Source organism: Paenibacillus pseudetheri, assembly GCF_924513355.1.
In the GTDB taxonomy this organism is placed as follows: Bacteria; Bacillota; Bacilli; order Paenibacillales; family Paenibacillaceae; genus Paenibacillus_AQ; species Paenibacillus_AQ pseudetheri.
Map to the genome: position 1 here is coordinate 1 of NZ_CAKMAB010000020.1, position 23,181 is coordinate 23,181.

Sequence of the window (23,181 nt, forward strand, 5' to 3'; positions counted from 1 at the left end):
AGTGGTGTCTTCCAAGCTTTTTACCAATCTCTCGGTTGGTCCATTCCAAACGATGCAAGATTTCTAGCTGACTACGTTCGATTATGCTAAAATGAGTGTAGTTCATGTTCTGATTCTCCTTGTGTAGGGGTGGTGTGGTAACTTCATTCTACACGAATCAGTCATGGGCTATTTTTTTATTCTCTTAGCAGCTGTCGCACTTCATATTACAATCCGTCGTATAGAAAGAATCTGATTCATTAGTTACTCTGGTAATTCGAGCATTTCGTTGATACTGGGTGGCATCTGTTATTTCCTTTGGTTGTTATGTTAAATTATTTTTTTGGCAGGTGATATTGTGATTAGCAAATGGAGAATGAATACGATTCGTTTGAAAATTGTTGTCTTCTTGTCCTGACATTACTAGAAATCGTAACCTATCGGTTCATGTCAGATAAGCTAGTCACAGAAATATATGCTTAAGATGAATTAATTGGGTTTATCAATCTGGTATAGACAAATATTGCCCTAATCAGAAGAAGAGGCAAGAAAACACTACTTTGCAATAACAGAATATTTTGCTGAGCACTTAAAGTTTACCGCTGAGCCGAGCGAAATCCAGGTATCCACTCCTGATTTTCGCTCGGCTTTTTCTTTCCCCATCGGATTCAGATTTAACCTAGTTCACTATCGTTTTTCATTGAAATTTTATAATGAGAGAGGGGCACTCCGAAATACTTCTTGAACAATGTATAAAAATAGTTCAAATCTTCCCAACCGCATTCCTCCAAAATCTCTTTGGTCGTTAGATTGTTTTTGTTCAGCAATTCTTTTACCCTAGTCATTCGTACGTCCGTAATATATTCAGCAACCGATTTACCTGTTGCTTCTTTGAATAATCTTCCCAAATATACCTTGGACATTTGAAGTTCATCGGCAATAATGTTTAGGCTTAGATTCTTATCCTGATATTGTTCTTCGATCATTTTCTTGATGCGACTGGTGATATTATTGCGTTTGTTGTACTTCATGACATCTATAGTCGAGCTGATTTCAGCAAATAAAGATTCAAAGGTCTGGTTGATTTCTTCGATAATCTCAAAAGAGTCTATTTCGGAGTAAAACGTACGAAATACACCCGATATACGGGGATTGTTGTTGTCTGCAACGGAGTGGAAGGAGCTGCTGATCATAAACATAAGATGCATAAATGAGGAGAGCATCGTTTCATAAGGTGTACCTTTCAAGCTTTCAACAATCTCGTAATAGTATCTCGTTGCTTTCTCAATATGTCCAAGCTTTAACGAATCCAGAAGCAGTCTAGCCTTTGCTTCAGGGAAAGACAGCGGACTTCCACTGATGCCTGCTCGGTAGGCGGGGGTAATGATGCTGCCATGTCCGGCTGTCAGACGGTATAAAGAAAGGGTAAGCGTGTCAGAATACGTCTCGCTTAAAAGATCACGGGATTCGATTGGCTCACTGATCGTAACGGAAAGAGAGAAATGCAAATATTCACACACGGAATGCTGTATACTTTGCACCATCGCTATGATGCCTTGTTCTTGTTCATTATCCGATTCTGAACATTGTAAGAGTAACACGAGTTTATCTGTATCCATATCAATGACATCACTTGTGCATTTTGCTGAAGTAATCGCTTGAATAATGTTAGCGATTCCATATTTCAGCAGGGTACGTTCTCTCTCATTATAACGGTCCAGGAATAATGGATAGTGGTCAATCCGGAAAACAATCATCCGGAGTGGAGCGTTCAAATCTATGTTGATGCCGAGTTCCGCTTTTTGGGATTTTAACTCCTTGAGGATGACGTCCTTAATGCCTAAGATTAACTCTTTTAACCAGGTGTTTTTTAGGGATTGACGTTGATCACGCTGCTTACGCTCCAATTCATCATTCTTAAGTCGAACGTTCTCTATAAGTCTTCTGAACGGAGAATATAAAGATCTCGACATGATATATGAAAATAATAACCCTAATAGCAGTACGATCAAACTTGTGAATATGGTCGAGGATTTGACGGCATTTAATGGTGACATGAAGGATTTGTATGAAGTTCGGCTTATAAATTTCCACTTTGGTGTTTCTGAGGACACGTAAGTAATATTGTAGGATTGTCCATCGATATTCGATTTAAAACTGCCTGATGCCTGTTCTGAAGCTAAAACGGTCCGGACATCCTCCTCATCCCGAATATTCCGTAGGAACATATTTTCCGAAGCGTGGTTTATCACCGTTCCGTTGGAGTCGATCACGACAATATCGTTTCCGGTAACGGAGGTTTTGATGTTTAAGGAAGCGATGAGTTCCCGTAGAACATTAGCTTTAATGTTAACAACAACCGCTTCACGCGGTTTTTTTTCAAAACTTGTTTTGTATGGAAGCACATACGTGTAAACGTTTCCAACTCTGGTTAACGAATTAGGGCCTGGAATTTTACGAGCGATCGGTGTTGTGGTTGAAGATTGGGTATCCCAATTCCGAAGTAAGTTTACTGCATCTTGATCGTAAAATTGTTTGAGCGAATAGTAACCACCGTTTTCTGTGGAGGTAATCCGATCTAAAGGTATAGAAATCGTGTATACCGAATGAACGTAATCCGTCGTAACGACAAGCTGGTCCAAATTTCGTAGAGCATTATTGAGTAGCATCTTGTCGCCGTTCGGATTATACAAAAGATTGGAAACGTGAGGTCCGACAATGGCCGAAGACATGAATTTTTGAGCAAGGCTATCCATGTAATTCATACTGTAGCTAATTTGATACAGTATGGAAGTGTCTTTTCGGCTCTCGTTAGCCAACGAGGCTCTTACGTAATTGTGATACAAGAGGGCTGACAACCCTAGAATGAGCAGCGTAACGGTTGCAGTAAAAGTTAGCAGCATTTTGATGTACAAGTTTGTTTGTTTAAAGCTTTTTATAGGCACACCCATAGTATATTCACTCCCCTCCTTGGTGCTGCCTTCATTATATTTCGATGTTCACTCTCACTTACCTTTCTGAAATAAGTATATTGAACCCTATCTGTTTAAATATCCAAAATTTAATGAAATGTATATTTTTTAATAAAACGATGTCCACAAGGAATTAAAGAAAACGATGTTTTTTTCGGTTTGAAGCAAACGAGTAAACGGCTATGATGAGGTTGCTCGAGTGACTCTAGAAAGAAGGAGAAGGTTTATGAACAATAATATGCCAGCTACAACTGTCGTAAAGGGAAAGCTTAAACAGCCTCAACATCGGTTTCGGTTCACTTTTTTTAAAGAGATAGTAAAACGCTGGCCATTTTATGTCATGGTTTTGCCAGGACTGCTTTTTATTCTCATATTCAATTACTTACCGATGTTCGGGGTAATTATTGCTTTCAAGGACTATAATCCCGTAGCGGGAATACTGGCAAGTGAATGGATCGGATTTAAAAACTTTGAATTTTTCTTCAAATCTGATCTTGCTTGGAGAGTTACCTTTAATACGATCTTTTACAACTTGGTCATTCTAGGATTGGTTACGAGCATTTCTATTGTGTTTTCCATCCTCTTGCAGGAAACAGGAAGTAAGCTTCGTACGGGATTGTACAAAAGTATTATGCTCATGCCGTTTTTTCTATCATGGGTGGTAGGAGAGTATATTGTTTATACCTTACTGAATACGGATCAGGGGCTAGTGAATAGAATTCGTGAATCACTAGGACTTGAAGCGATTCAGTGGTATGGAGAACCTTCATACTGGCGATTTATTATGCCACTAGCCTACCTTCTTAAGCAAGTGGGATATACTTCAGTGATTTATGTTGCGGCAATAACAGGGATTTCACCTGAATACTATGAAGCGGCCGAAATAGATGGCGCCAGCAAGTGGCAGAAAGCATGGTATGTGACTATTCCGCTCTTGATGCCTGTAGTGATTATTCTGACGCTTCTGTCGCTGGGGAAAATTTTCAACGGCGGGCTTGGTGACTGGAGTGCGTTCTATACGTTGCCACGGGAATCGGGGATATTATTCTCGACGACGGACGTCATCGATACGTATGTGTTTAGAGCATTACGAACCGTGAATGATATCGGAATGTCCTCAGCGGTAGGCTTATACCAGGCTGTTGTAGGGTTGATCCTTGTTCTTATCTGTAATTATTTGGTGAAAAAATATGATCCCGAGAGCGCAATGTTCTAGACTGCTGATGAAGGAGCGTGTGGATATGGAAGGGTCTCTAGTAAAAAGAAAGGGAACATTCACGAAGCTTGTAGTCAATATAATTTTCATTATTTACAGTTTAATGTGCCTCATTCCGATATGGATGGTGCTGTCCGTTTCTTTAACTCATGAAAAATCGATTATCACAGAGGGATATCACCTTTTCCCAAAAGACTTTAGTCTCGCGGGCTATTGGTATGCATTCTCCGGCTCTACATCCATCCTGAATGCATACAAGATAACCATCCTTGTAACGGTCGTTGGTACGATTCTTCATTTGCTTATCACCTCCATGTTGTCATATGCCATTTCAAGACCAGAGGTGAGGTACAGAAATCAGATCGCCTTTTTGGTATTCTTTACGATTTTGTTTAATGGGGGATTAGCGCCATATTACATATTGATCACGAAATATCTCCATTTGAAGGATACATTGTTTGTCTTGATCGTCGTATTGCTACTGTCCCCAGTGCATGTAATGATCATGCGCAACTTCTTCAAGGCGCTGCCAGACTCCATTACGGAAGCAGCGAGAATCGACGGTTCAGGGGAGTTTAATACTTTTTTTCGGATTGTACTACCGCTGTCTACTCCAGTTCTTGCAACGATCGGACTCTTTATCGCCATCGCCTATTGGAATGACTGGTTTACCAGTGCGCTCTTCATCGAGAATAACAAACTTTATTCTCTCCAATATTTGCTCCAGTCCTTATTAACGAATATTCAGTATTTGCTTAGTAATGACAGTGCATCCAGATCTATTGAAAAGGCTGTGGGTATCCTTCCGGGAGAAAGCGCCAGAATGGCTGCCTGTATCCTTTCGATTGGACCCATTATTGTAATGTATCCGGTTTTGCAGCGGTATTTTGTAAAGGGTCTTACACTTGGAGCTGTGAAAGCTTAGAACCCAAAAACATAAATTTCATGGAAAGTATCCTTTTTAAAGAGTTTAATGGTTTCTTAATTGAAGGAAAATATACTTTTTTCAGTAGGCAACTATTCTTCCGGGCAGTAATGTGAAAATAGCAATGAGAAACACTGTAGCTTTTACCATGATGGAGGTGATGCTTACCGGGAACTTGCCATAAGACGTCAAGGTGGCGTTGAAATATACCTCTTAGGATCTTCTTCATAACTTCCTTACAAATGTTCAACTTAAAGCTCAGGCAAACGGATAGGTCATACAAATCCTTGTTGAAGAGAATAAAGGAGGTCAATATGTTTAAATTGAAAAAACTTTTAACTACTTCAATCTTATTCATGTTCATTGTGGTTCTAACGCTTAGCGGATGTGGATCAAAATCCGAATCCGAAGCGCCTTCGAATGAAGCCACGAATAAATCCACTTATAAACCCACGGATAAACCCACGAATGAACCGGCGAAGCAAGAAGAGCCTGTAGAATTATCATTTTACATCGCAAACTCTCCGGTGAAAGATATGGATCGAATTATGGAGGCTGCAAATAAGATTATTAAGGAAAAGATCAATGCTACGTTAAAAGTTGTCGTTACCGATTGGAGCGCGTATCCGCAAAAATTAAATCTGATGATATCGTCCGGAGAATCGTTTGACCTTGCCTTTACCGGCAGCTTCGGAGAATTGAACTACTTCCAGAATGCCTCCAAAGGAGCCTATAAAGATATCACTGAGCTGCTGGATCAGTACGCGCCGGTGACAAAATCAAGAGTACCCGACAGTATTTGGAATGGAGTTAAAGTAAACGGAAAAATTTACGGTTCCATTAACTATCAGGTATGGGGAATGGCTGGAGCAAAAGGTGTACAGTTAAGAAAAGATTTTGCCGACAAATATAATTTCGATTGGAAGTCAATGAAGAATTGGGAAGATCTAACCCCATTTCTGGATGCTGTGAAAAAGGGAGAGCCTGGCATCATTCCTTGGGAATATAGCAACCAAGCCGATAACTTTGCAGATATGCCGATCATGTATGGTATGGATGCAGTAGCCGACAATAAAATTCCCGGATGGATCAGGATTAACGATAAGGACATCAAGGTATTCAACCAGTATGAAACGGAGGAATATAAGGGTTATTTGAAGACATTCAGAAACTGGTATGTGAATGGATACATCAAGAATGATGCCGCAACGATGAAAGATTATGTCCCGGACAGGAAAGCTAAACGGATTGCTGCATTGTACGCCAACCCGTATCCTGACCTGGTTGATATGCCTGAATTGGAGGCTCAAAGTTTTATGTCTATGGCGCCGGTGGATGATAAGGTATACTCTTACACCAAAAGGTTCACCGAGCCATTCATATCTGCAAATGGTCCTTCCACCGCTCTAGTCGCGGTTGGGGCTAATTCAAAGCATCCGGAGAAGGCGGTTGAACTGATTGAACTGATAAATACCAACGATGAATTGTTCCATCTTATAGCTTTCGGCGAAGAAGGAAAGGATTACAAGAAAATAGGCGAGAAACAAGTTGAAATGATTCCGGACATGTACAATTTTAATTATAGCGAGTGGGAAATTGGACAGTCGTACGGCAGAATGCTGTGGGATCAAAATACCAATGTAGAAACTCAGGAGAAGATGCTGGCCATCATTTACGAAGCAGATAAAACGGCTATGGTATCCCCGGTGATGGGCTTCGTTTTCGACTCGGAACCTGTGAAGACCCAAATTGCCAACGTGGACGCGACCTTGAAGGAATACCTCTACACGCTCAATTCCGGTTCAGTAGAACCTGACAAGTACTATGATGAATTTATAAACAAACTAAAAAAAGCCGGAGCTGACGACATTATTGCTGAAAAGCAGAAGCAAATTGACGAATGGAGAAAAGCGAACGGTAAATAAGAGAGCACATTATAGCCCCCTATCATGAACAATATTCATTTGATAGGGGGTTCATTTTTTGTGGGAATGCAATCAGGCCAAATTGAAGAACAACAATTTGAACAGCTTTGTACATGAAGTGCAGGCGCAAATTTGGAAGCATATTTCAAGCGAAGCGGCGGAATATTTGCGGCGAGATGCACAGTATATTTTGGCGCAGAAGTAGCCTTATTTCTAAAAGGAGAAGGTCCTTATTTATAAACGATTTAAGAATAGGAGGGTTTTTCTCATGGTATTCCATGTCAAACTGTACAACAAAGCAAGCTTTGTCATGTGTCTTTTCATGCTTTTTGCTACGGTAGTACCTGTTTTTCCGTCCACGGTCCATGCAGCCGTTCAAACGGCATTTTATGTAGCCCCGAATGGCAGCGACTCCAATCCGGGCACACAGTCTCAGCCGTTTGCTACACTTACGAAATCCCGCGATGTGGTTAGGGCGATCAACAGCAATATGACTGGAGATATCTATGTATACGTGGCTTCAGGTACTTATTACGTAAACAACACGATTTCCTTTGATGAAAGAGATTCGGGCACCAATGGATATAATGTTGTCTACACGAATTTGGACGGCCTCGGTACGGCGAAATTCATTGGCGGTAATAAGGTAACCTCTGCATGGAGTCCGGTAACACGTACAGGCGTCGATACAGACTTGCCCGTCAGTGCCGTTGGGAACATCTACAAAACCTATGTCGGCACAGGGATTCAGTTCAATACACTATACGTCAATGATACCAGGGCTGTCATGGCCAGAACTAGGAATTTAAATGTCGATCCTAGATTTCCTGCCTCTCAAACGGATTATATGAGATCCGCCGGCGGTGGAATCAGCACCTTAATCTATAACTCCGGCGATATTGATGCGGTATCCTTAGCCGGATTAGTGAACGCGCAAACACGCAGCGACTTAGACGCACAGGTGTATATGTGGGACGGCGGATATTGGGATTGGATGACGGATACCATCCCGATTGCTGGTATTAATACTTCTACGCGTACGGTTCAATTTAAAACCAATCCGAATAATGCTGCGGCATACCGTCCCAAATATAAGACCGGTACGAATGCAAGATACTTCTTGCAGGGCAATCTGGGGTTCTTGGATCAACCCGGTGAATACTATTTCAACAAAAAAACGGGATATTTATACTACTATCCACTAGCAGGTTCAGGAAGCATTGACAATCAGGACATCGTGATCCCTGCTGTCCAGAAAATCATTGATATCAAAGGCGCCTCCCGTACAAGCATGGTATCGCATATCACTTTTAATGGCTTGGAATTTAAAGATACGGAATTCTCGGACTACTACAGCTACGGGTGGAACTGGGGCGATGCTGGTGCAGGATTAGGTTATTATCCACCGGCTGCGGCGGGAAGCACACAGCCGTCATACACCGAGCAGAGCGAAAGAGTGGAGTTCCAGGTTGGAGTCATTACGTTGACCAATACGAGTAACATCACGATCAGCAATTCGCATATTAAAAATGCGGGCATGTTCGGGATCGAACTCTATCTAGCGAACCAGTATACAAATATCAATAACTCCCTGATCGAATATACCGGACATGGCGGTGTGAATATTGAAGGCGGATATCCCGGGGTAGCCGGAGACGCAAACGGGGACGGATACAGCCATCATAATACGGTTACCAATACGATGATCCATGATATTGGACAGCTGGTTGGTCAATCCGCAGGGATTACCATCAATAATTCCGGCTATAATACGTTCTCGCATCTTGAAATCTACAACTCGCCAAGAAGAGGGATTTTTGTAACAGGAGGTTGGAACCGTAATCCGAACGTTGCCTTTCCGAACGGCGATAAGAACTACAATCCGATGACTGATTTGTATTCGCATCATAACACGTTTGAATATGTTTATCTGCATGACATGCAGCAGGATGGTGGAGATGACGGTGCATTCTTCGCCTGCTATTTATATCAGGGCCAAACCAATTATAAGCCCAACTATATCAATCAGATGGTCATTGATAATGTGGGAGCAAATACAAGCATGACAGACATCACCCCCAATGGCATGAATTTGGATATGGGTACTTCCGGATTTGAATTGCGAAATGTTAAAATCGTAAATCCGCAGCATTTTAATTTTGAAGTTGGCGGCTATAATGCAAAATATGCATTAATTAACACAAATATTGACTTTGGCACCGCTTATAATCAAGTCGCCACCTTTAATGACGATTTAATGGATTATGCGAACATCGGTGTCGGGGCTAATTTTCCAAGTGTCTATTTACCCGCAACAGTTTCATTTCAAGAACCGGACAATATTTATTTCAAAGATGATTTCGAAAATGGAATGGATTGGACGAAGTGGGTTTATAAAGGTATGAGACCTGTTGTGACCACGGAATGGATGTCTGAAGGCGTTCTTCATGGCAAAAAAGCGTTGACAATACACAGCGATGCTGCGCCAACCGGTTCAAAACCGGTGTTGTACAGAGATTTCGGCGGTTCGCTCAATAAAATCGTCACTGTAAAAATGTTCGATCGCCAAAGCAGTAACTTAGTTCCTTACGATTCTGGCACGACCATCTCTTCAACGGTGAAATCGCTGGCGCGAGCAGACAATGGTGTTCAGGTTGTAGGGATAGGAATGGATACGACGGTAAGCGATAAATATTACGTTGTTATGAATGGATCAACCGAAACGGCAACTACTGTTCCTCGAACCTATGGCTGGCATGAGCTGAAATGGGATTATACAAGCGGAAGTGACGTGAAGCTGTACATTGACGGCGTGCTGGTTCAGACCTTAACCACTATATCCAATTTTAATCGTGTCGAGCTCGGGTCTGGCGATGGTAGAGGCGTGAGTTATTACGATCAGTTTTATATTTATGGGGGTACAGTAACCCCTCTGCCTGATCCGTTGCCGACACCTCCTGCACCGATTCCTGGCAAGATTGAAGCGGAAGATTTCAATGATATGTCAGGCATTCAGGCGGTTACAGCCTCAGAGGGCACTTTTGCTGCGGGCTATTTAGACGCTGGTGACTGGATAGACTATCGTGTCAATGTCGCGACTGCCGGCATCTATAAGGTGAATTATCGGGTAGCCGTTAATGGGGGATACACCGGTGAAGTTCAGCTGCAGGTGAACGGAGTCAATCTGAAGACCACTTCATTCCCGAGTACAGGCGGCTGGCAAAATTGGGCGACAGTAAGCGATACCGTAACACTAAGCGAAGGAACTCAGACGATAAGACTCTATATTACCAAAAACGGGTGGAACCTGAATTGGTTCCAGATCGAGAAGTTTGTGCCGATCCCTGGCAAGATCGAAGCGGAAAATTATAACGCGATGTCGGGCGTACAAACGGAACCATCATCAGAAGGCACGTTGAATGTAGGTTATATCGACGCTGGCGATTGGATGGATTACAACGTTAATGTCGCGACCACCGGTATCTATACGGTGAATTATCGGGTAGCTGTTAATGTAGGATACACCGGTGAAGTCCAACTGCAGGAGAACGGAGTCAATCTGAAAACAACGTCAATCCCAAGTACAGGCGGATGGCAAAATTGGGCGACGGTAAGCGATACGGTGACACTAAGTGCAGGACCTCAGACGATACGGCTGTACGCCAGCAAAACCGGTTTGAATCTGAATTGGTTCCAACTGCTAGCACCGACGACAACGCCAAGCACTGACACCATTCAGGCTGAGAACTATAGCTCGCATAGGGGAGTTGCGACCCATAGCATTGGAACAGGGACTGTCGTTGGCAATATAGATCCAAGCGATTGGATGGTATATAACGGTATCGATTTCGGTACGGGTATCAGTCAGTTCATGGCCAATGTGGGCGTCGATCCTGCTTATGCAGGTAAGCAGCTCCAGTTAAGGCTTGACAGCACGACCGGACCATTAATTGGTACATTAACCATAAGCTCAACTGGCGGATGGGATACTTACGCAACGCAGACATGCGCTGTATCTGGCGTGAGCGGAGTGCATAATTTGTATATTGTTGCTGCCGGAAGTGGAGATGGAGTGGGTAATATCGACTGGTTCAAGTTCAATGTAAATAATACACCACCGGCGGATGCCACCTTTACTGCTGATGTGACAGCACCAACCAACATCGACTTCAACGTAACGATTCACTATCCGTATGACGCAGCTGTGAAGGAATATAAAGTGGGTACTGATGGTACGTGGTCACTGTACACCTCTCCGATTGTCATGACTGGGAACAGCACGGTCTATGCGAGGAGTACGGATGATGTGGGCAACATATCGAATATTACCAGCTATGAAGTCAGCAATATCGACAAGAACGCACCCGAGAGCAGTGCAGCTGTCACGCCGTCTCAACCCGAAGCGCAGAACGGCTGGTACGAACATCCGGTTACGCTTGAGCTTGCCTCCTCGGACAATGGATCCGGTGCAGAGAAGATAGAGTACAGTCTTGACGCCAGTTCCACAGTGAATGAAGATGTTACGGTACTTCTGGACGCAACCGACAGTGGAACGGGAGTCGCTAGCACTTATTACATTGTCAACGATGGAGAGGAGCAAACCGGCAATTCAGTAGTCCTCACGGAAGAAGTTGTTCATAAACTGGAATACTGGAGCGTAGACAAGGCCGCTTCACCTTCACGACGAACGGGATGCTGATGAACGATGAGGTCACCGAGTTTTTAAATCAGGAAATGTATAATGTCGTATTGAGCCTGGATGGAAGAAAAGAGGTTCATGACCAACTTCGCAAAACGGTTAACGGAAAAGGCAGCTATGAGCATATTGTTCCGAAGTTCCAGGAATTCGTTCGTAAGCGCGGAGACCAAGAGTACTATGTAAGAGGAACCTACACCCGTAACAATGTCGATTTCACCAATGATATATTTCATATCGCAGACCTTGGCTTTGACAAGATCTCGATGGAACCGGTCATCCGTGATCCAAGGGAACCCTATGCACTTACCGAGGAGAACCTCCCGGAGATATACAACCAGTACGAAATTCTCGCCAAGGAAATGATCGGACGCGGTGAACAAGGCAAGGGGTTTACCTTTTATCACTACATGCTTGACCTCTCAGAAGGACCTTGCATCCAGGAGAGAATCACTGGCTGTGGTTCAAGAACCGAATATGATACAATGATCACAGATCACCTCAACATCATTTCGATCATGTGTGACCAGGATCTGTGCTATTAGGAAAGTGGGGCAATAAGAGAATGAAGTTTTTAGGAGCAGGTACTTTTATTCTATATAGCATCATTACAGGAGGGATGGTTGGGCTTTTTGTATGGAGCTTTCTCGCTATTCTTTCTGTAACGACTCGCTTTTTATGGGTTGATTTGCCCAATGTAATTGATATTGGGTATTGGACACTAATCGTGAGTGTAGTTGGCGGTATTTTGATAGGTTTATCTCAAAAGTACCTTGGTAATTATCCGCGATTAACAGATGAAGTAGTAGCGGAATTCAAGCAAACAAAAAGAATTGATTACAGTTCAGTGTTTAAGGGCGCCATAATTGCAATTTGTGTACTTTCTTTTGGAGCCAGTCTTGGTCCCGAGGCGGCTTTAGTCGGGATTGTAGGAGGTCTTTCTACGTGGGCAGGAGATGTTTTGAAATCATTCGTTAAGAAAAAATCTGTTGTCAACGAATATGAAGATATCATTATCGAGTACAGTGTTGAGACTACAATTGGCATGGTTTTTAGATCACCGCTATATGGAGTGACTACATTCTTTGAAGATCGGAAAGATCCAAAATTTATAAAACTAATCAAGACACTTGTGTATTCCATAACGACGGCTGCAGCTTTTGGTGTATTTGTATTTTTATCCAAAATCGATAACAGAAAATTTACTATAGCTGATTTTGGTCCGGCATCCATCGGTGTAAAAGAAATCATAGCGATCATCCCGCTTATCCTTATCGGGGTATTGCTGGGCAAATTATACGAGTTTTTTGGATCTTTTTTTCATAAGGTACTCAAACCGCTTGATAATTACAAAATCGTCAAAGCTGCTATTGGCGGATTAGTACTAGGATTAATAGGAACGGTTCTTCCCCTGACCTTATTTTCTGGTGAGCATGAGCTTACAGAATTAGCAGCTGATTGGACCCATATGTCCATTTATTTATTATTGTTATTAGGTATTGTAAAGTTATTCTTAACCGAATTTTGTTTATCTACGGGCTGGCGAGGCGGACATATATTTCCTATTATTTTCGCAGGGGTAAGTATAGGATATGGAGTTGCAATGTTATTCCCCATCGATCCTGTAACATCCATTAGCATTATAACGACTGCACTTACCAGTGCCGTACTCAAAAAGCCAATCGCTGTTGTGCTTATTTTGATGATGATCTTCCCAGTCAAGCTAATCATCCCCATGATATTAGCGGCATATCTGCCCATCTATATATTCAAGCTGAAATGGCTGAAGGGTGCTTAGAATTAGGGCATTGATGGGTGGTTGACGAGATAATATTTCTGAAAAAATAGAAAAAATAGACACCTGCTATAATTTATAATGGCAGGTGTTTTTGCTGCATTCTTGAGAAAAAATTCTGGATTTTTCATCTGACCGCTTGCGATTTTTTTTATGCCATCGTCGCTGAAGTAAAGATAGGGAAATAATGTCACGAAATTATACTAGATGAGGTCTTTACCCTGACCTATAATGAAAATAACAAATTTTATCTTCAAGTATTTTACAAGATTTGAGTTTGCCCAAAACGATGAGTAGAGTGTTCAAGATTCACTTAGATATTGCTTATACAGATCTTGCACGGAATGTTGTGGATCGTTATATGGCTTGAATTGGATAGGATGATCCAAGAGCTTTCCTAAATTCTGGAGACATCCCTCAAGTAGATTTTTTCTACACTAGGGATGACTCCTTTGACTGTGTTAAGCAGAATATCCTGTTTTTATACTGGGTACGGATTGGGAAGGGAGATTAGAGTTAATACAGAAAAAATATCATGTAATAAGAAGAAATATCATTAAAATATCTTTTTCAATCTGTAAACTGTAGTTAGGTTATGTCCTGTGGTAGTTAATGGAATGATAAGTTACCTCGATGGAATAGGAGTCATTTAACAAAGTAGATTGCCTGCTCTAGTACGCTATTGAAGGTGATCTTCTTTGTCATAACCGGACCCGATAATAAGTGACATATACATGTATGGAGGGTATCCATGTTCAGATATAGAGATAAAGGGATTACTAAGCATTTTATTGGAACTTTTGTGTTGATTATCATCGTCCCTTTCATCTTGTTTATCACAATATTTTATAAATATTATTCAACATCATTAATTCAAAGATCCATTGATCAAGTTGATCAACAACTGGATATCGCATCTAACAATATGAATTCTGAGCTGAAACGAGCCTCACTTACCATTGCTACAATCGCTAATGTGAACGACAACATGATATTAGATGCAGTCTCAGCGTGGAGCAGAAGTGCGACTTCCGTAGAAAAAATTCAACTTGCGCGTGAGATCGATGCATACTTGAATATTATCTCAAATTATAGTAATGAGATTGTCAGTGTTATTTTTACATTTAAGGATGGAGGCTACTATTATTTTAAGAACCCTCCAACGATGTCCGGTGCTAACATTCGCAATCTGCCATGGTATCAGGAGGCGCTGAGGAGCAGCAATGGAACAACATTCATTGTTGATAGCCTGAACGGTATTACTTCAGATAAACAGGACATGTTTACCTTATTGCTTCATCCAGATCAATCTTTGGAATCAGAGGTTGAGATGGTTTATTTGACGACTCACGCCTCCCTTCCAGATTTGATTCATTCTAATCCTAAAATTAAACAGTTCATTATTGATCGAAACGGTAATCGAATTGTGAATCAGAACAATCATGATAAGATAGATCCTGGAATCATGATGGAACTGTCCAAGATGGTACAGAAGCCATCTCATACTAATGATGATGATTACTCCTTTATTAAGATAAATGGAGAGAAAAAGCTTCTTAAGCTGTATTCGTTCGAGAAGACAGATTGGAGTATCGCCAATATTTTAGATGAGAGCATGGTTACGAGGGACGCTGATCAATTCTTAAAGATATCCCTCATTTTTATGTTTGGTATTTCCGCCTTTTTTATAATTTTCCTACTTTGGTTTTTCCAAGACCTGCTTAGGCCGCTGCAGAATCTCATTCGAGCGATGAAAAAGGTGGAGAGAGGTGATTTTCTGATGGAGGTCAAGGCAGACGGAAGAGGCGAGATTAAGCGGCTGGGCCATTCCTTTAATCGCATGGTTTCTCAGATCAGAGATCTTATGCAAGAACGGGATTTGAAGGAACGAGCGCGCAGCCAGGCTGAAATTGAAGCTTTGCAGTCACAAATTAATCCACACTTCTTATCGAATACATTGAATTCTGTTCGACTTATGGCGATGATAGCAAAAACAGACAATATTCGTAAAATTATTGAGAGCCTATCTGCCCTTCTGACTCATGTATTTCGTGAACCAAACTCGCTAGCCCCAATCGGTCAGGAGATCAAGGTACTAGAGTCATACGTTCATATTATGCAGGTTCGTTATGGGGGGAAGCTGAATATCCAGTTTCATATTGATGATACGCTTTTGAATTACAGCATGCCCAAAATGCTGCTTCAACCGATTCTTGAGAATGCTATTTTTCATGGACTGGATCAACAAAATATGAATGATCTTATTGAGGTGAAGGCGATTCGGCATGAGCTTGGAGTATGCTTTTCCATCACGGATTATGGTAAAGGAATGACAGACGATCAAATTAGTGAATTGCTGAATCAGGGTGAGAAATACCAGCGTGGGAATTTTAGCGGGATCGGTGTACATAATGTGTTACAACGAATTGAGCTTAATTATGGTCATCCTTACGGCGTGGAAATTGATAGTAAGTTAGACAGAGGTACCATCGTTACTATTCTACTTCCATTGATATGAACATGATTTTTCATGGAAAGGACGACCGAGAGATGAATGTAATGATCGTAGAAGACGAGACTATTATGAGATTGGCATTATCTACGCTGATTGACTGGGAATCGAACGGATTTCGGATTGTTTATGAAGCGAGTAATGGTTATCAAGCCCTTCAGTATATCAAGGAAAATCGAGAGATTGACATTGTGATTACGGATTTGAAGATGCCTGTGATGGATGGTTTAGAGCTTATTGATGAGCTTAATCAGGTTATTGGGACTTCTCCACATGTTGTCATTTTAAGTGCGTATGATGATTTTGAATTTGTAAGAAAGGCATTTAAGAGGGGAGTCAATGACTACATTCTTAAATCGGAGATGGATCCGAATGTTGTCCTGAATCTCTTGAATCGGATCAAGCACGACTTTGAAGTTGAACAGACCATGACAAGACAATCGAGAGAAATCCGTAATGGCGAAAAGGTACGATTGAAACAGCAAACCATCCGGGAATGGCTTGAAATTGGCGTGAGTCCTCAGTCCGAACCTTCTATTCTGGAGGATTTGAACATGAGGCTGGAATGGAATAGCATTATAATTTCCTTGATTCGAGTAGAAAGCTCTGCCGAGGTGCAGGAGCGATATGGATCGTCCATTGGGGAGTTTGTAAGTTCCGTTGTAAAGTCAATTGATCAGGTGCTAACAGAGGTAGGAACAGGTGAAGTTATTAGTTGTAATCCGTATGAGTACGTAGTGGTTTTATCGTTTCGAACGAGTAGTTTAATGTATGTGCGACAGCATATTTCACAGATCATGAATCAAATCATATTTGTACTGAAGGAATACATTAACATTCAAGTCACGATAGGCGTAAGTGAGATGTGTGAAGAGGTAAAGCAAATCCCGGCGTATTATCTTCAAGCTCGAAAAAATGCTGATTTGCGCTTCGTTATTAATAAGCATCGAATCATTTATCCTGAGGATGCCAGACATTTCTTGAAGCAGTCGGGAGAGACCTTAATCGGGAAAGAGAAAGCCTTGCTGGATGCACTGAAGGAGGGGAAAGAGCAATCGGTGCTGCAAGAACTAGATAAAATGTTCACACTGATAAAGCGTTCTGCCTCCATGGGAAATGAGGTACTGCGTACCCGATATATGGAACTCTTAATGATATTAGTGAAGTTCATGTATGATAACGGTTTTGTAAATAACCAGGAAATGAATAAGATCGAGGACGTATATCGAATGGCTTGGCAGATTGACTCCGCCGCTAAATTACAAACCAGGATTTCAAGTTTGGTTCAGCAGCTTCTTCAAGAGATGGATAAGAAGGCTGGGCAAATGAATCGGGTTGTATCCGTTGCTCAAGCTTTCATTACGGAGCATTATGATGAAGATATTACACTTCGGAAAGTAAGCGAAATCGTACATTTAAGTGAAAGTCATTTCAGTACATTGTTCTCCAAGGTGGTAGGTGAGACTTTTAAAGAATTTGTAACAAAAGTACGGATGGAAAAGGCAATGGAAATTATGAAGAAGGAACCTTATTTAAAAATATATGAGATTGCAGAGCGTACCGGATATGCTAGTACAGAGCACTTTAGCCGGGTTTTTAAGAAGGTGAGTGGCATGAGTCCGAATCAGTTTATGAAAACGGTTTCTAAGTAACCGAAAACTATATCATGATTTCGAAAACGGATACCGTCTAAAAAGATGGTATCCGTTTTAACTTGACATAATTGAGAATCTAAGATCTGAATACTTATGAAATAATGCAAATCGGAAAATTTATCATGAAATCTAATTTATTGTCATTAACATATAAGTAGCGGGTGGATAGTATGGAAAGATAAATAATACGGTTTATTTACCTACCGAATGACCCCCGATAGTTTTCAAATTTAGCTAACTCCACATATTCAGTATATTGAGAAAATACGCAGTACTCCTACCCCACGGTGATAGTTCTACCCTAATTTGGAGGTGAAATAATATAAAAGCCTAATTTGATAGCCAGAGGCTGCAACAGTATCTATACTCCTTTAGTTTATATTATATTTTAAAGAGGTGTCTTATGAAGAGAACAACTTTATGGCTATTAATTTTCTCATTGATATTAGGAATTGAATTCTCAAGTACAGCTGTTTATGCAGAGAGCGATCGTACTATTCAGAATACAAATGGTAGAACCGTATTGAATTTAAATAGCGACTGGGGATTCTACAGAGGTGATTTAGCTGGTTCAGAGGCTATTGACTTTGAAGATCAGGCATTTGCCAATATAACCATTCCGCACACCATGAGACTGGAGAAGAAACATGCGAATGGTGGGCGAGCTGTATATCAAGGAATAGGTTGGTACAGACGTTATTTTACGGTTGATGAGATGTACAGAGGAAATACAATCAATATTGACTTTGAAGGGGTCATGACCGACAGTGAAATCTATTTAAATGGAGAAAAAATTTATTCCCGTAATGGTGGTTATGTCGGATTTTCTGTAGATATTACAGATAAAGTTAAGTTTGGTGAAACCAATGTTCTAGCCGTAAAGGTATCTAGCTATGATAGTCCAGATACACCGCCAGGAAAGCCAGTTGCCAATCTCGATTTCCATTACTTCGGTGGTATTTACAGAGATATAACCATGAGAATTACAAATGATTTACATATTTCAGATGCATTACAGGCTGATAAAACAGCTAGCGGTGGAGTTTTTGTGACTTATCCTGAAGTAAGCAAAACTTCTGCCAAGGTGAATGTAAAAACCCATGTCGTAAACAAGAATAATACTTCAGCAGATACGAAGGTTGTAAGCAAGATTGTGGACAAGGAAGGAAATATCGTTGCTCAGGGTGAAGCCGATGCTGTAAGTGTACCAACAGGTGGAGATCATCAGTTTAATCAGGGATTAACGATAACCAGTCCAAATTTATGGCATCCAGATACACCTTATCTGTATTCTTTAGTCAGTGAAGTATATAATGGGTCAACTCTAGTAGATTCTGTAACGACAAAGATAGGGATCAGAACAATAGAGTACAAGGCAGATGGTTTCTATCTCAATGGGAAAAGATTATATTTACGCGGAGCCAACCGTCATCAGGCCTATCAGAATATCGGAGATGCAGCTCCTAACTCGATGCAGTATCGTGATGCTATGCAAATCAAGGAAAATGGCTTTAATGCGGTTCGTGCGACTCATTATCCCAATGATCCGGCCTTTTTAGATGCAGCCGATGAATTAGGATTATTAGTGATTGAATGTCAGCCCGGCTGGCAGAACTTCACGAAAACTCAAAAGTTCTATGATCTAACATTAAGAGATACACGGGAAATGATCAGACGTGACAGAAACAGACCATCCGTAATCCTATGGGAAACTTCACTGAATGAGACGGGCTATTCAGCAGCATGGGCAAAAGAGGTTACTGCGATTGCTCATACAGAATATCCTGGCAACCAGATGTATACAGCGGCTGACCATGGACTTCAGGGATCTTTCTATGATGTGAACTACAAAGTCGTTGATACGAATTGGGATGCTGACCCTAACAAATGGACTGACTTTGATCCTAACAAGCCCTTTTTTACTCGCGAATGGGGTGATTTTGAGGAATCCAGCAAGGCGCTGAGAAAAGAAGGCGAAGACGCGATGATAACTCAGATTTTGACGCGTCAGAGATATTTAAATGGAGATGGTTACTCGGACTGGGGTGGCCTCGATGCAAATGACAGAATAGGTGGATACTTCTTATGGAGCTGGAATGACTACGCACGCGGATCAACAACGATGACGTTGGGAAGTGGAACAGTCGATATAGATCGATATGAAAAATATGATTACTACTGGTTACAGTCCATGCAATCGGCTAGAAATCCTGTTTATGGACCAATGGTGTTCATAGCAAGCACATATTCTCCAACCTCAAGCCTAAATATTAACGTATTCAGTAACTGCGACAGTGTGAAGCTATATCAGAATGATGTATTGGTACGTGAAATGACAAGGGAAGAAGCTCTGAAATCTGTTCCGAACATCGCTAAAAAAGGTGGCAGCCCCATCTTTACATTTACATTAGATAAGTTTGCGGCTGGAGAGCTTAGAGCAGAAGCGATTTTAGATGGGAAAGTTGTGAAAACGCATACAGTTAGAACACCAGGTCAAGCTGCTGGAATAGAAATAGAAGTACGTGACAGAGGAATCCTGCCCGTAGCAGATGGTTCAGATGTAATCCCTGTATACTTCAAAGTCGTTGATGCAAATGGAACGGTAGTACCCAACTACGAGGGTAAGATTAAAATTGCTGTAACAGGTGAAGGTGAACTCGTCGGCAAAAATATTGAACGAATAGGTGTCGAAGAACAGAGCGTTGAAGGCGGTATAGGTTTCGCATTTGTAAGAATTGCAGACGTTAGTGGAAGTATAAACATTCATGCTACAGCAGAAGGATTAAATGCGAGATCCTTAACTGTAAGTACAGTACCCTATAAAGGGCAGTTTGTCCCTGACGGACAGCATACACCATGGGTTGGTGGAGTTGACAAACTAGAAACCACAGAACAGATCTATAAAAATATTGCAATTGGTAAACCTGTTACGAGTTCTTCCGAACAATCAGGTAACTTCGCAAAAAATGCAGTAGATGATGACGAAGGTACAAGATGGTGTGCAAATGGAGCATCCTTACCGCAGTGGATTCAGGTTGATTTACAAAAAAGCAGCGCAATAGCTGGATTTCAGGTGATCTGGGAGACAAGTACAAATGTTTATAAATACGATATTGAAGTATCCGAAGACGGGACCAATTGGCGGAAAGTTATTGATAATACATTAAATACCACACCGAATGGACATGAAGAAACAAAGCTCGTAGAAACAAAAGGGAGATATGTAAGATTAAGCATTGTTGATCGTATAACTAATGGTGATTGGGCATCTTTATATGAGTTTAAGATCATACCTTTAGAAAATGAAGAACCCGGTGACAGAATTACAGATACGAAAATCGAATCTATCACGGCATCTTCGGAAAGTGAAGCAGACAGGGGTACGGGTAAGCTTAGAGATAGCGTAACGACGATAGGAACAGGTTGGTTAGCCAAGGAATTAACGCTTCCGCAGTCCGTTACGGTAAAATTCAACAAACCGCAATCCGTTATTGGAAGCCGTATTTTCTGGGAGAAGGACAGTAACTGGTACACGTATGATTTAGAAGTTTCTACGGATGGCCACACATGGCAAAAGGCTCTCGATAATCGCTATGTAGGTGGACAGCATTTCACACCAGAGACATTTGATAAGCCGTATGACAACATCAACTATGTTCGCGTAACGATAAAGGACATCATTGCTGGCGGCGGGTTCAGAATAGGCATGGCGGAATTGATTTTATATGGACAGGATTATACAGAACCAGAGAAGAAAGAATTTGACTATGTTAGCGATCTTGAATGGGTATCCGCACATAGTGATTATAATGCAGTACTTAAGGATGAGCCACAGCTTGGTGGTTCCAACCTTGACTTAAACACGGCAGCAGGAGTGAAGACCTTTACGAAAGGACTATCATCCGATACAAATTCAGAGGTCATATACCATGTAGATGGACACGGGTATACAAGATTCCAATCCTATGCAGGAATTGACAAGAAAGCTCCTAAGATGGGTGGAGAAGCAATCTTTAAAGTATTTAAAGATGAAGAGCTAATCTATACAAGCCCTGTCAAGATGCGAGATGACAACTGTGAATTTATTGATCTTGATATCACAGGAGCAAAGCAGATTAAGCTTGTTGCTGAATGGCATAATAATCCTGTAAATCCTGAAGCTAGGTATAATACGCATGTGGACTGGGCAGATGCCAAGCTCATCCATGATGTAACTGTACCAACGAAAGCAGGAACCATTGCAGGAACAGTGACGACGAGAGGAAACGCTCCTCTAGAAAGCGTTAAAGTAAGTCTGACGGTAGGTGAAGCTGTATACGCTGCAACAACGTCAGCAGAAGGAATCTATGCAATTATGAATGTGCCAGTAGGAACTGGCTACACTGTAACAGCTAGTGTGTATGGCTTCACGGAGCAAAGCAAAAGTGCAGATGTCATAGCAGATGAAACAACAACACTTGATTTCAACTTGGAATCAGCGGCAGCAACAGACACAACTGCACCATCATGGTCAGCGGATGTTAAATTATCAGCTTCAAATGTTGGCAAAACGAACGTTCAGCTCACATGGACAGCGGCTAGTGATGATACGGCTGTAACCAGCTACAAGGTTTACAAGGATGGTCATGAATTGGCTACCATAGCAGGAGATATGATTGGGTACAATGTTACAGGTTTAGGAGCTGACTCAACCTACACTTTTAAAGTCGAAGCTGGCGATGCAGCAGGAAACTGGAGTGTGACTGGTCCGAGTGTAAGGATAACGACTGAAGCTGACTCTTCGGGTAGTGGACAGACGCCATCACCAGATCCAACGCCAGATCCTAAACCTTTACCAACGACTAAGCCAGTGGAACCAACTGGACCCGTTAAACCTACGGAGCCTGTTGTGCCTGTTGTGCCTGTTGTGCCTGTTGTGCCAAAAGTAGAGTTTACGGACATTGCAGATCATTGGGCTAAAGCTTCCATTGAAAAGTCTGTAGAGCTAGGTTTTGTAAGAGGGTATGAAGATGGGGCTTTCAGACCGAACCGCACTGTAACCCGTGGTGAGTTTGCTGCAATGTTAGCTAGAGCACTGAAATTGGAGTCTAATGATAAGGAGTTTCGTTTTAATGATAAAGAGGGAACACCAGCATGGGCTCAGCCATTTATTCAAGCCATAGCTGAAGCTGGTTTCATTTCAGGTTACGAAGATGGTACATTCCGTGCGAACCATGAAATTACACGATCTGAATTCGTAGTCATTATTGTTCGAGCACTTGGTCTTAAAATAGATTCTAATGCACGACTGACTTTCAAGGATGCGGAGCAGGTCTCTTCATGGGCTAGACCTTATGTTGCAGCTGCTGTGGAAGCAGGTCTGGTAAAAGGGAATGGGGGTGGCAAATTCAATCCCAACGGTTCAACAACGAGAGCTGAGGCAATCATATTGATTTTAGGCATGTTAAACCACCTTAAATAAGTTGGAGAAGAATCGCTATATTATATTTTAGTAGACTAATCCCCT

10 protein-coding genes and 1 pseudogene are annotated in these 23,181 nt (G+C 41.6%); 10 read left to right on the top strand and 1 reads right to left on the bottom strand.

All coding sequences use genetic code 11. From position 1 onward, the window contains the following. Positions 1-653: 653 nt before the first annotated feature. Positions 654-2,930: an AraC family transcriptional regulator gene (locus L1028_RS17835; protein WP_234536239.1), complete on the bottom strand. Its 2,277-nt coding sequence runs from the start codon at positions 2,928-2,930 to the stop codon at positions 654-656. A 247-nt stretch (positions 2,931-3,177) separates the two neighbouring features. Between L1028_RS17835 and L1028_RS17840 the strand changes: the two genes are divergently transcribed. The 10 genes and pseudogenes from L1028_RS17840 to L1028_RS17885 all read left to right on the top strand — a co-directional run bounded on the left by L1028_RS17840 (position 3,178) and on the right by L1028_RS17885 (position 23,136). After that, complete coding sequence (locus L1028_RS17840) at positions 3,178-4,167, top strand: ABC transporter permease (protein ID WP_234536243.1); 990 nt, start codon at positions 3,178-3,180, stop codon at positions 4,165-4,167. A 25-nt stretch (positions 4,168-4,192) separates the two neighbouring features. Then, positions 4,193-5,092: a carbohydrate ABC transporter permease gene (locus L1028_RS17845; protein ID WP_234536245.1), complete on the top strand. Its 900-nt coding sequence runs from the start codon at positions 4,193-4,195 to the stop codon at positions 5,090-5,092. Between the two features lie 314 nt (positions 5,093-5,406). Further along, on the top strand, positions 5,407-7,017 hold the full coding sequence (locus tag L1028_RS17850; protein WP_234536248.1) for an ABC transporter substrate-binding protein: 1,611 nt from the start codon (positions 5,407-5,409) through the stop codon (positions 7,015-7,017). A 58-nt stretch (positions 7,018-7,075) separates the two neighbouring features. Beyond that, positions 7,076-7,222 (top strand): hypothetical protein, encoded by a 147-nt coding sequence (locus tag L1028_RS17855; protein WP_234536250.1) that lies wholly within the window; start codon positions 7,076-7,078, stop codon positions 7,220-7,222. 1,086 nt (positions 7,223-8,308) lie between these two features. Next, positions 8,309-11,716, top strand: a complete 3,408-nt coding sequence (locus tag L1028_RS31515) for a carbohydrate-binding protein (protein WP_341482562.1) — start codon at positions 8,309-8,311, stop codon at positions 11,714-11,716. Further along, positions 11,686-12,192: pseudogene (locus L1028_RS17865) on the top strand (thioether cross-link-forming SCIFF peptide maturase); the annotation flags it as partial. The gene L1028_RS31515 and the pseudogene L1028_RS17865, both read left to right, overlap by 31 nt. An 86-nt stretch (positions 12,193-12,278) precedes the next feature. Next, positions 12,279-13,511, top strand: coding sequence for a chloride channel protein (locus L1028_RS17870; protein ID WP_234536254.1), 1,233 nt, complete (start codon positions 12,279-12,281; stop codon positions 13,509-13,511). A 748-nt stretch (positions 13,512-14,259) separates the two neighbouring features. Beyond that, the gene (locus L1028_RS17875) at positions 14,260-16,026 is read left to right on the top strand and encodes a cache domain-containing sensor histidine kinase (RefSeq protein ID WP_234536257.1); all 1,767 of its coding nucleotides are present in this window, start codon (positions 14,260-14,262) and stop codon (positions 16,024-16,026) included. A gap of 32 nt (positions 16,027-16,058) precedes the next feature. Continuing rightward, a complete protein-coding gene (locus L1028_RS17880) occupies positions 16,059-17,672 on the top strand; it encodes a response regulator (RefSeq protein ID WP_234536260.1) in 1,614 nt (537 codons plus the stop codon). 406 nt (positions 17,673-18,078) lie between these two features. Continuing rightward, complete coding sequence (locus tag L1028_RS17885) at positions 18,079-23,136, top strand: S-layer homology domain-containing protein (RefSeq protein ID WP_234536282.1); 5,058 nt, start codon at positions 18,079-18,081, stop codon at positions 23,134-23,136. Positions 23,137-23,181: the final 45 nt, after the last annotated feature.

Bases quoted from the DNA above. Each gene is read 5' to 3' on its own strand.
- L1028_RS17835 (WP_234536239.1), bottom strand. From the start codon at position 2,930: ATGGGTGTGCCTATAAAAAGCTTTAAACAAACAAACTTGTACATCAAA.
- L1028_RS17840 (WP_234536243.1), top strand. From the start codon at position 3,178: ATGAACAATAATATGCCAGCTACAACTGTCGTAAAGGGAAAGCTTAAA.
- L1028_RS17845 (WP_234536245.1), top strand. From the start codon at position 4,193: ATGGAAGGGTCTCTAGTAAAAAGAAAGGGAACATTCACGAAGCTTGTA.
- L1028_RS17850 (WP_234536248.1), top strand. From the start codon at position 5,407: ATGTTTAAATTGAAAAAACTTTTAACTACTTCAATCTTATTCATGTTC.
- L1028_RS31515 (WP_341482562.1), top strand. From the start codon at position 8,309: ATGGTATCGCATATCACTTTTAATGGCTTGGAATTTAAAGATACGGAA.
- L1028_RS17870 (WP_234536254.1), top strand. From the start codon at position 12,279: ATGAAGTTTTTAGGAGCAGGTACTTTTATTCTATATAGCATCATTACA.
- L1028_RS17875 (WP_234536257.1), top strand. From the start codon at position 14,260: ATGTTCAGATATAGAGATAAAGGGATTACTAAGCATTTTATTGGAACT.
- L1028_RS17880 (WP_234536260.1), top strand. From the start codon at position 16,059: ATGAATGTAATGATCGTAGAAGACGAGACTATTATGAGATTGGCATTA.
- L1028_RS17885 (WP_234536282.1), top strand. From the start codon at position 18,079: ATGAAGAGAACAACTTTATGGCTATTAATTTTCTCATTGATATTAGGA.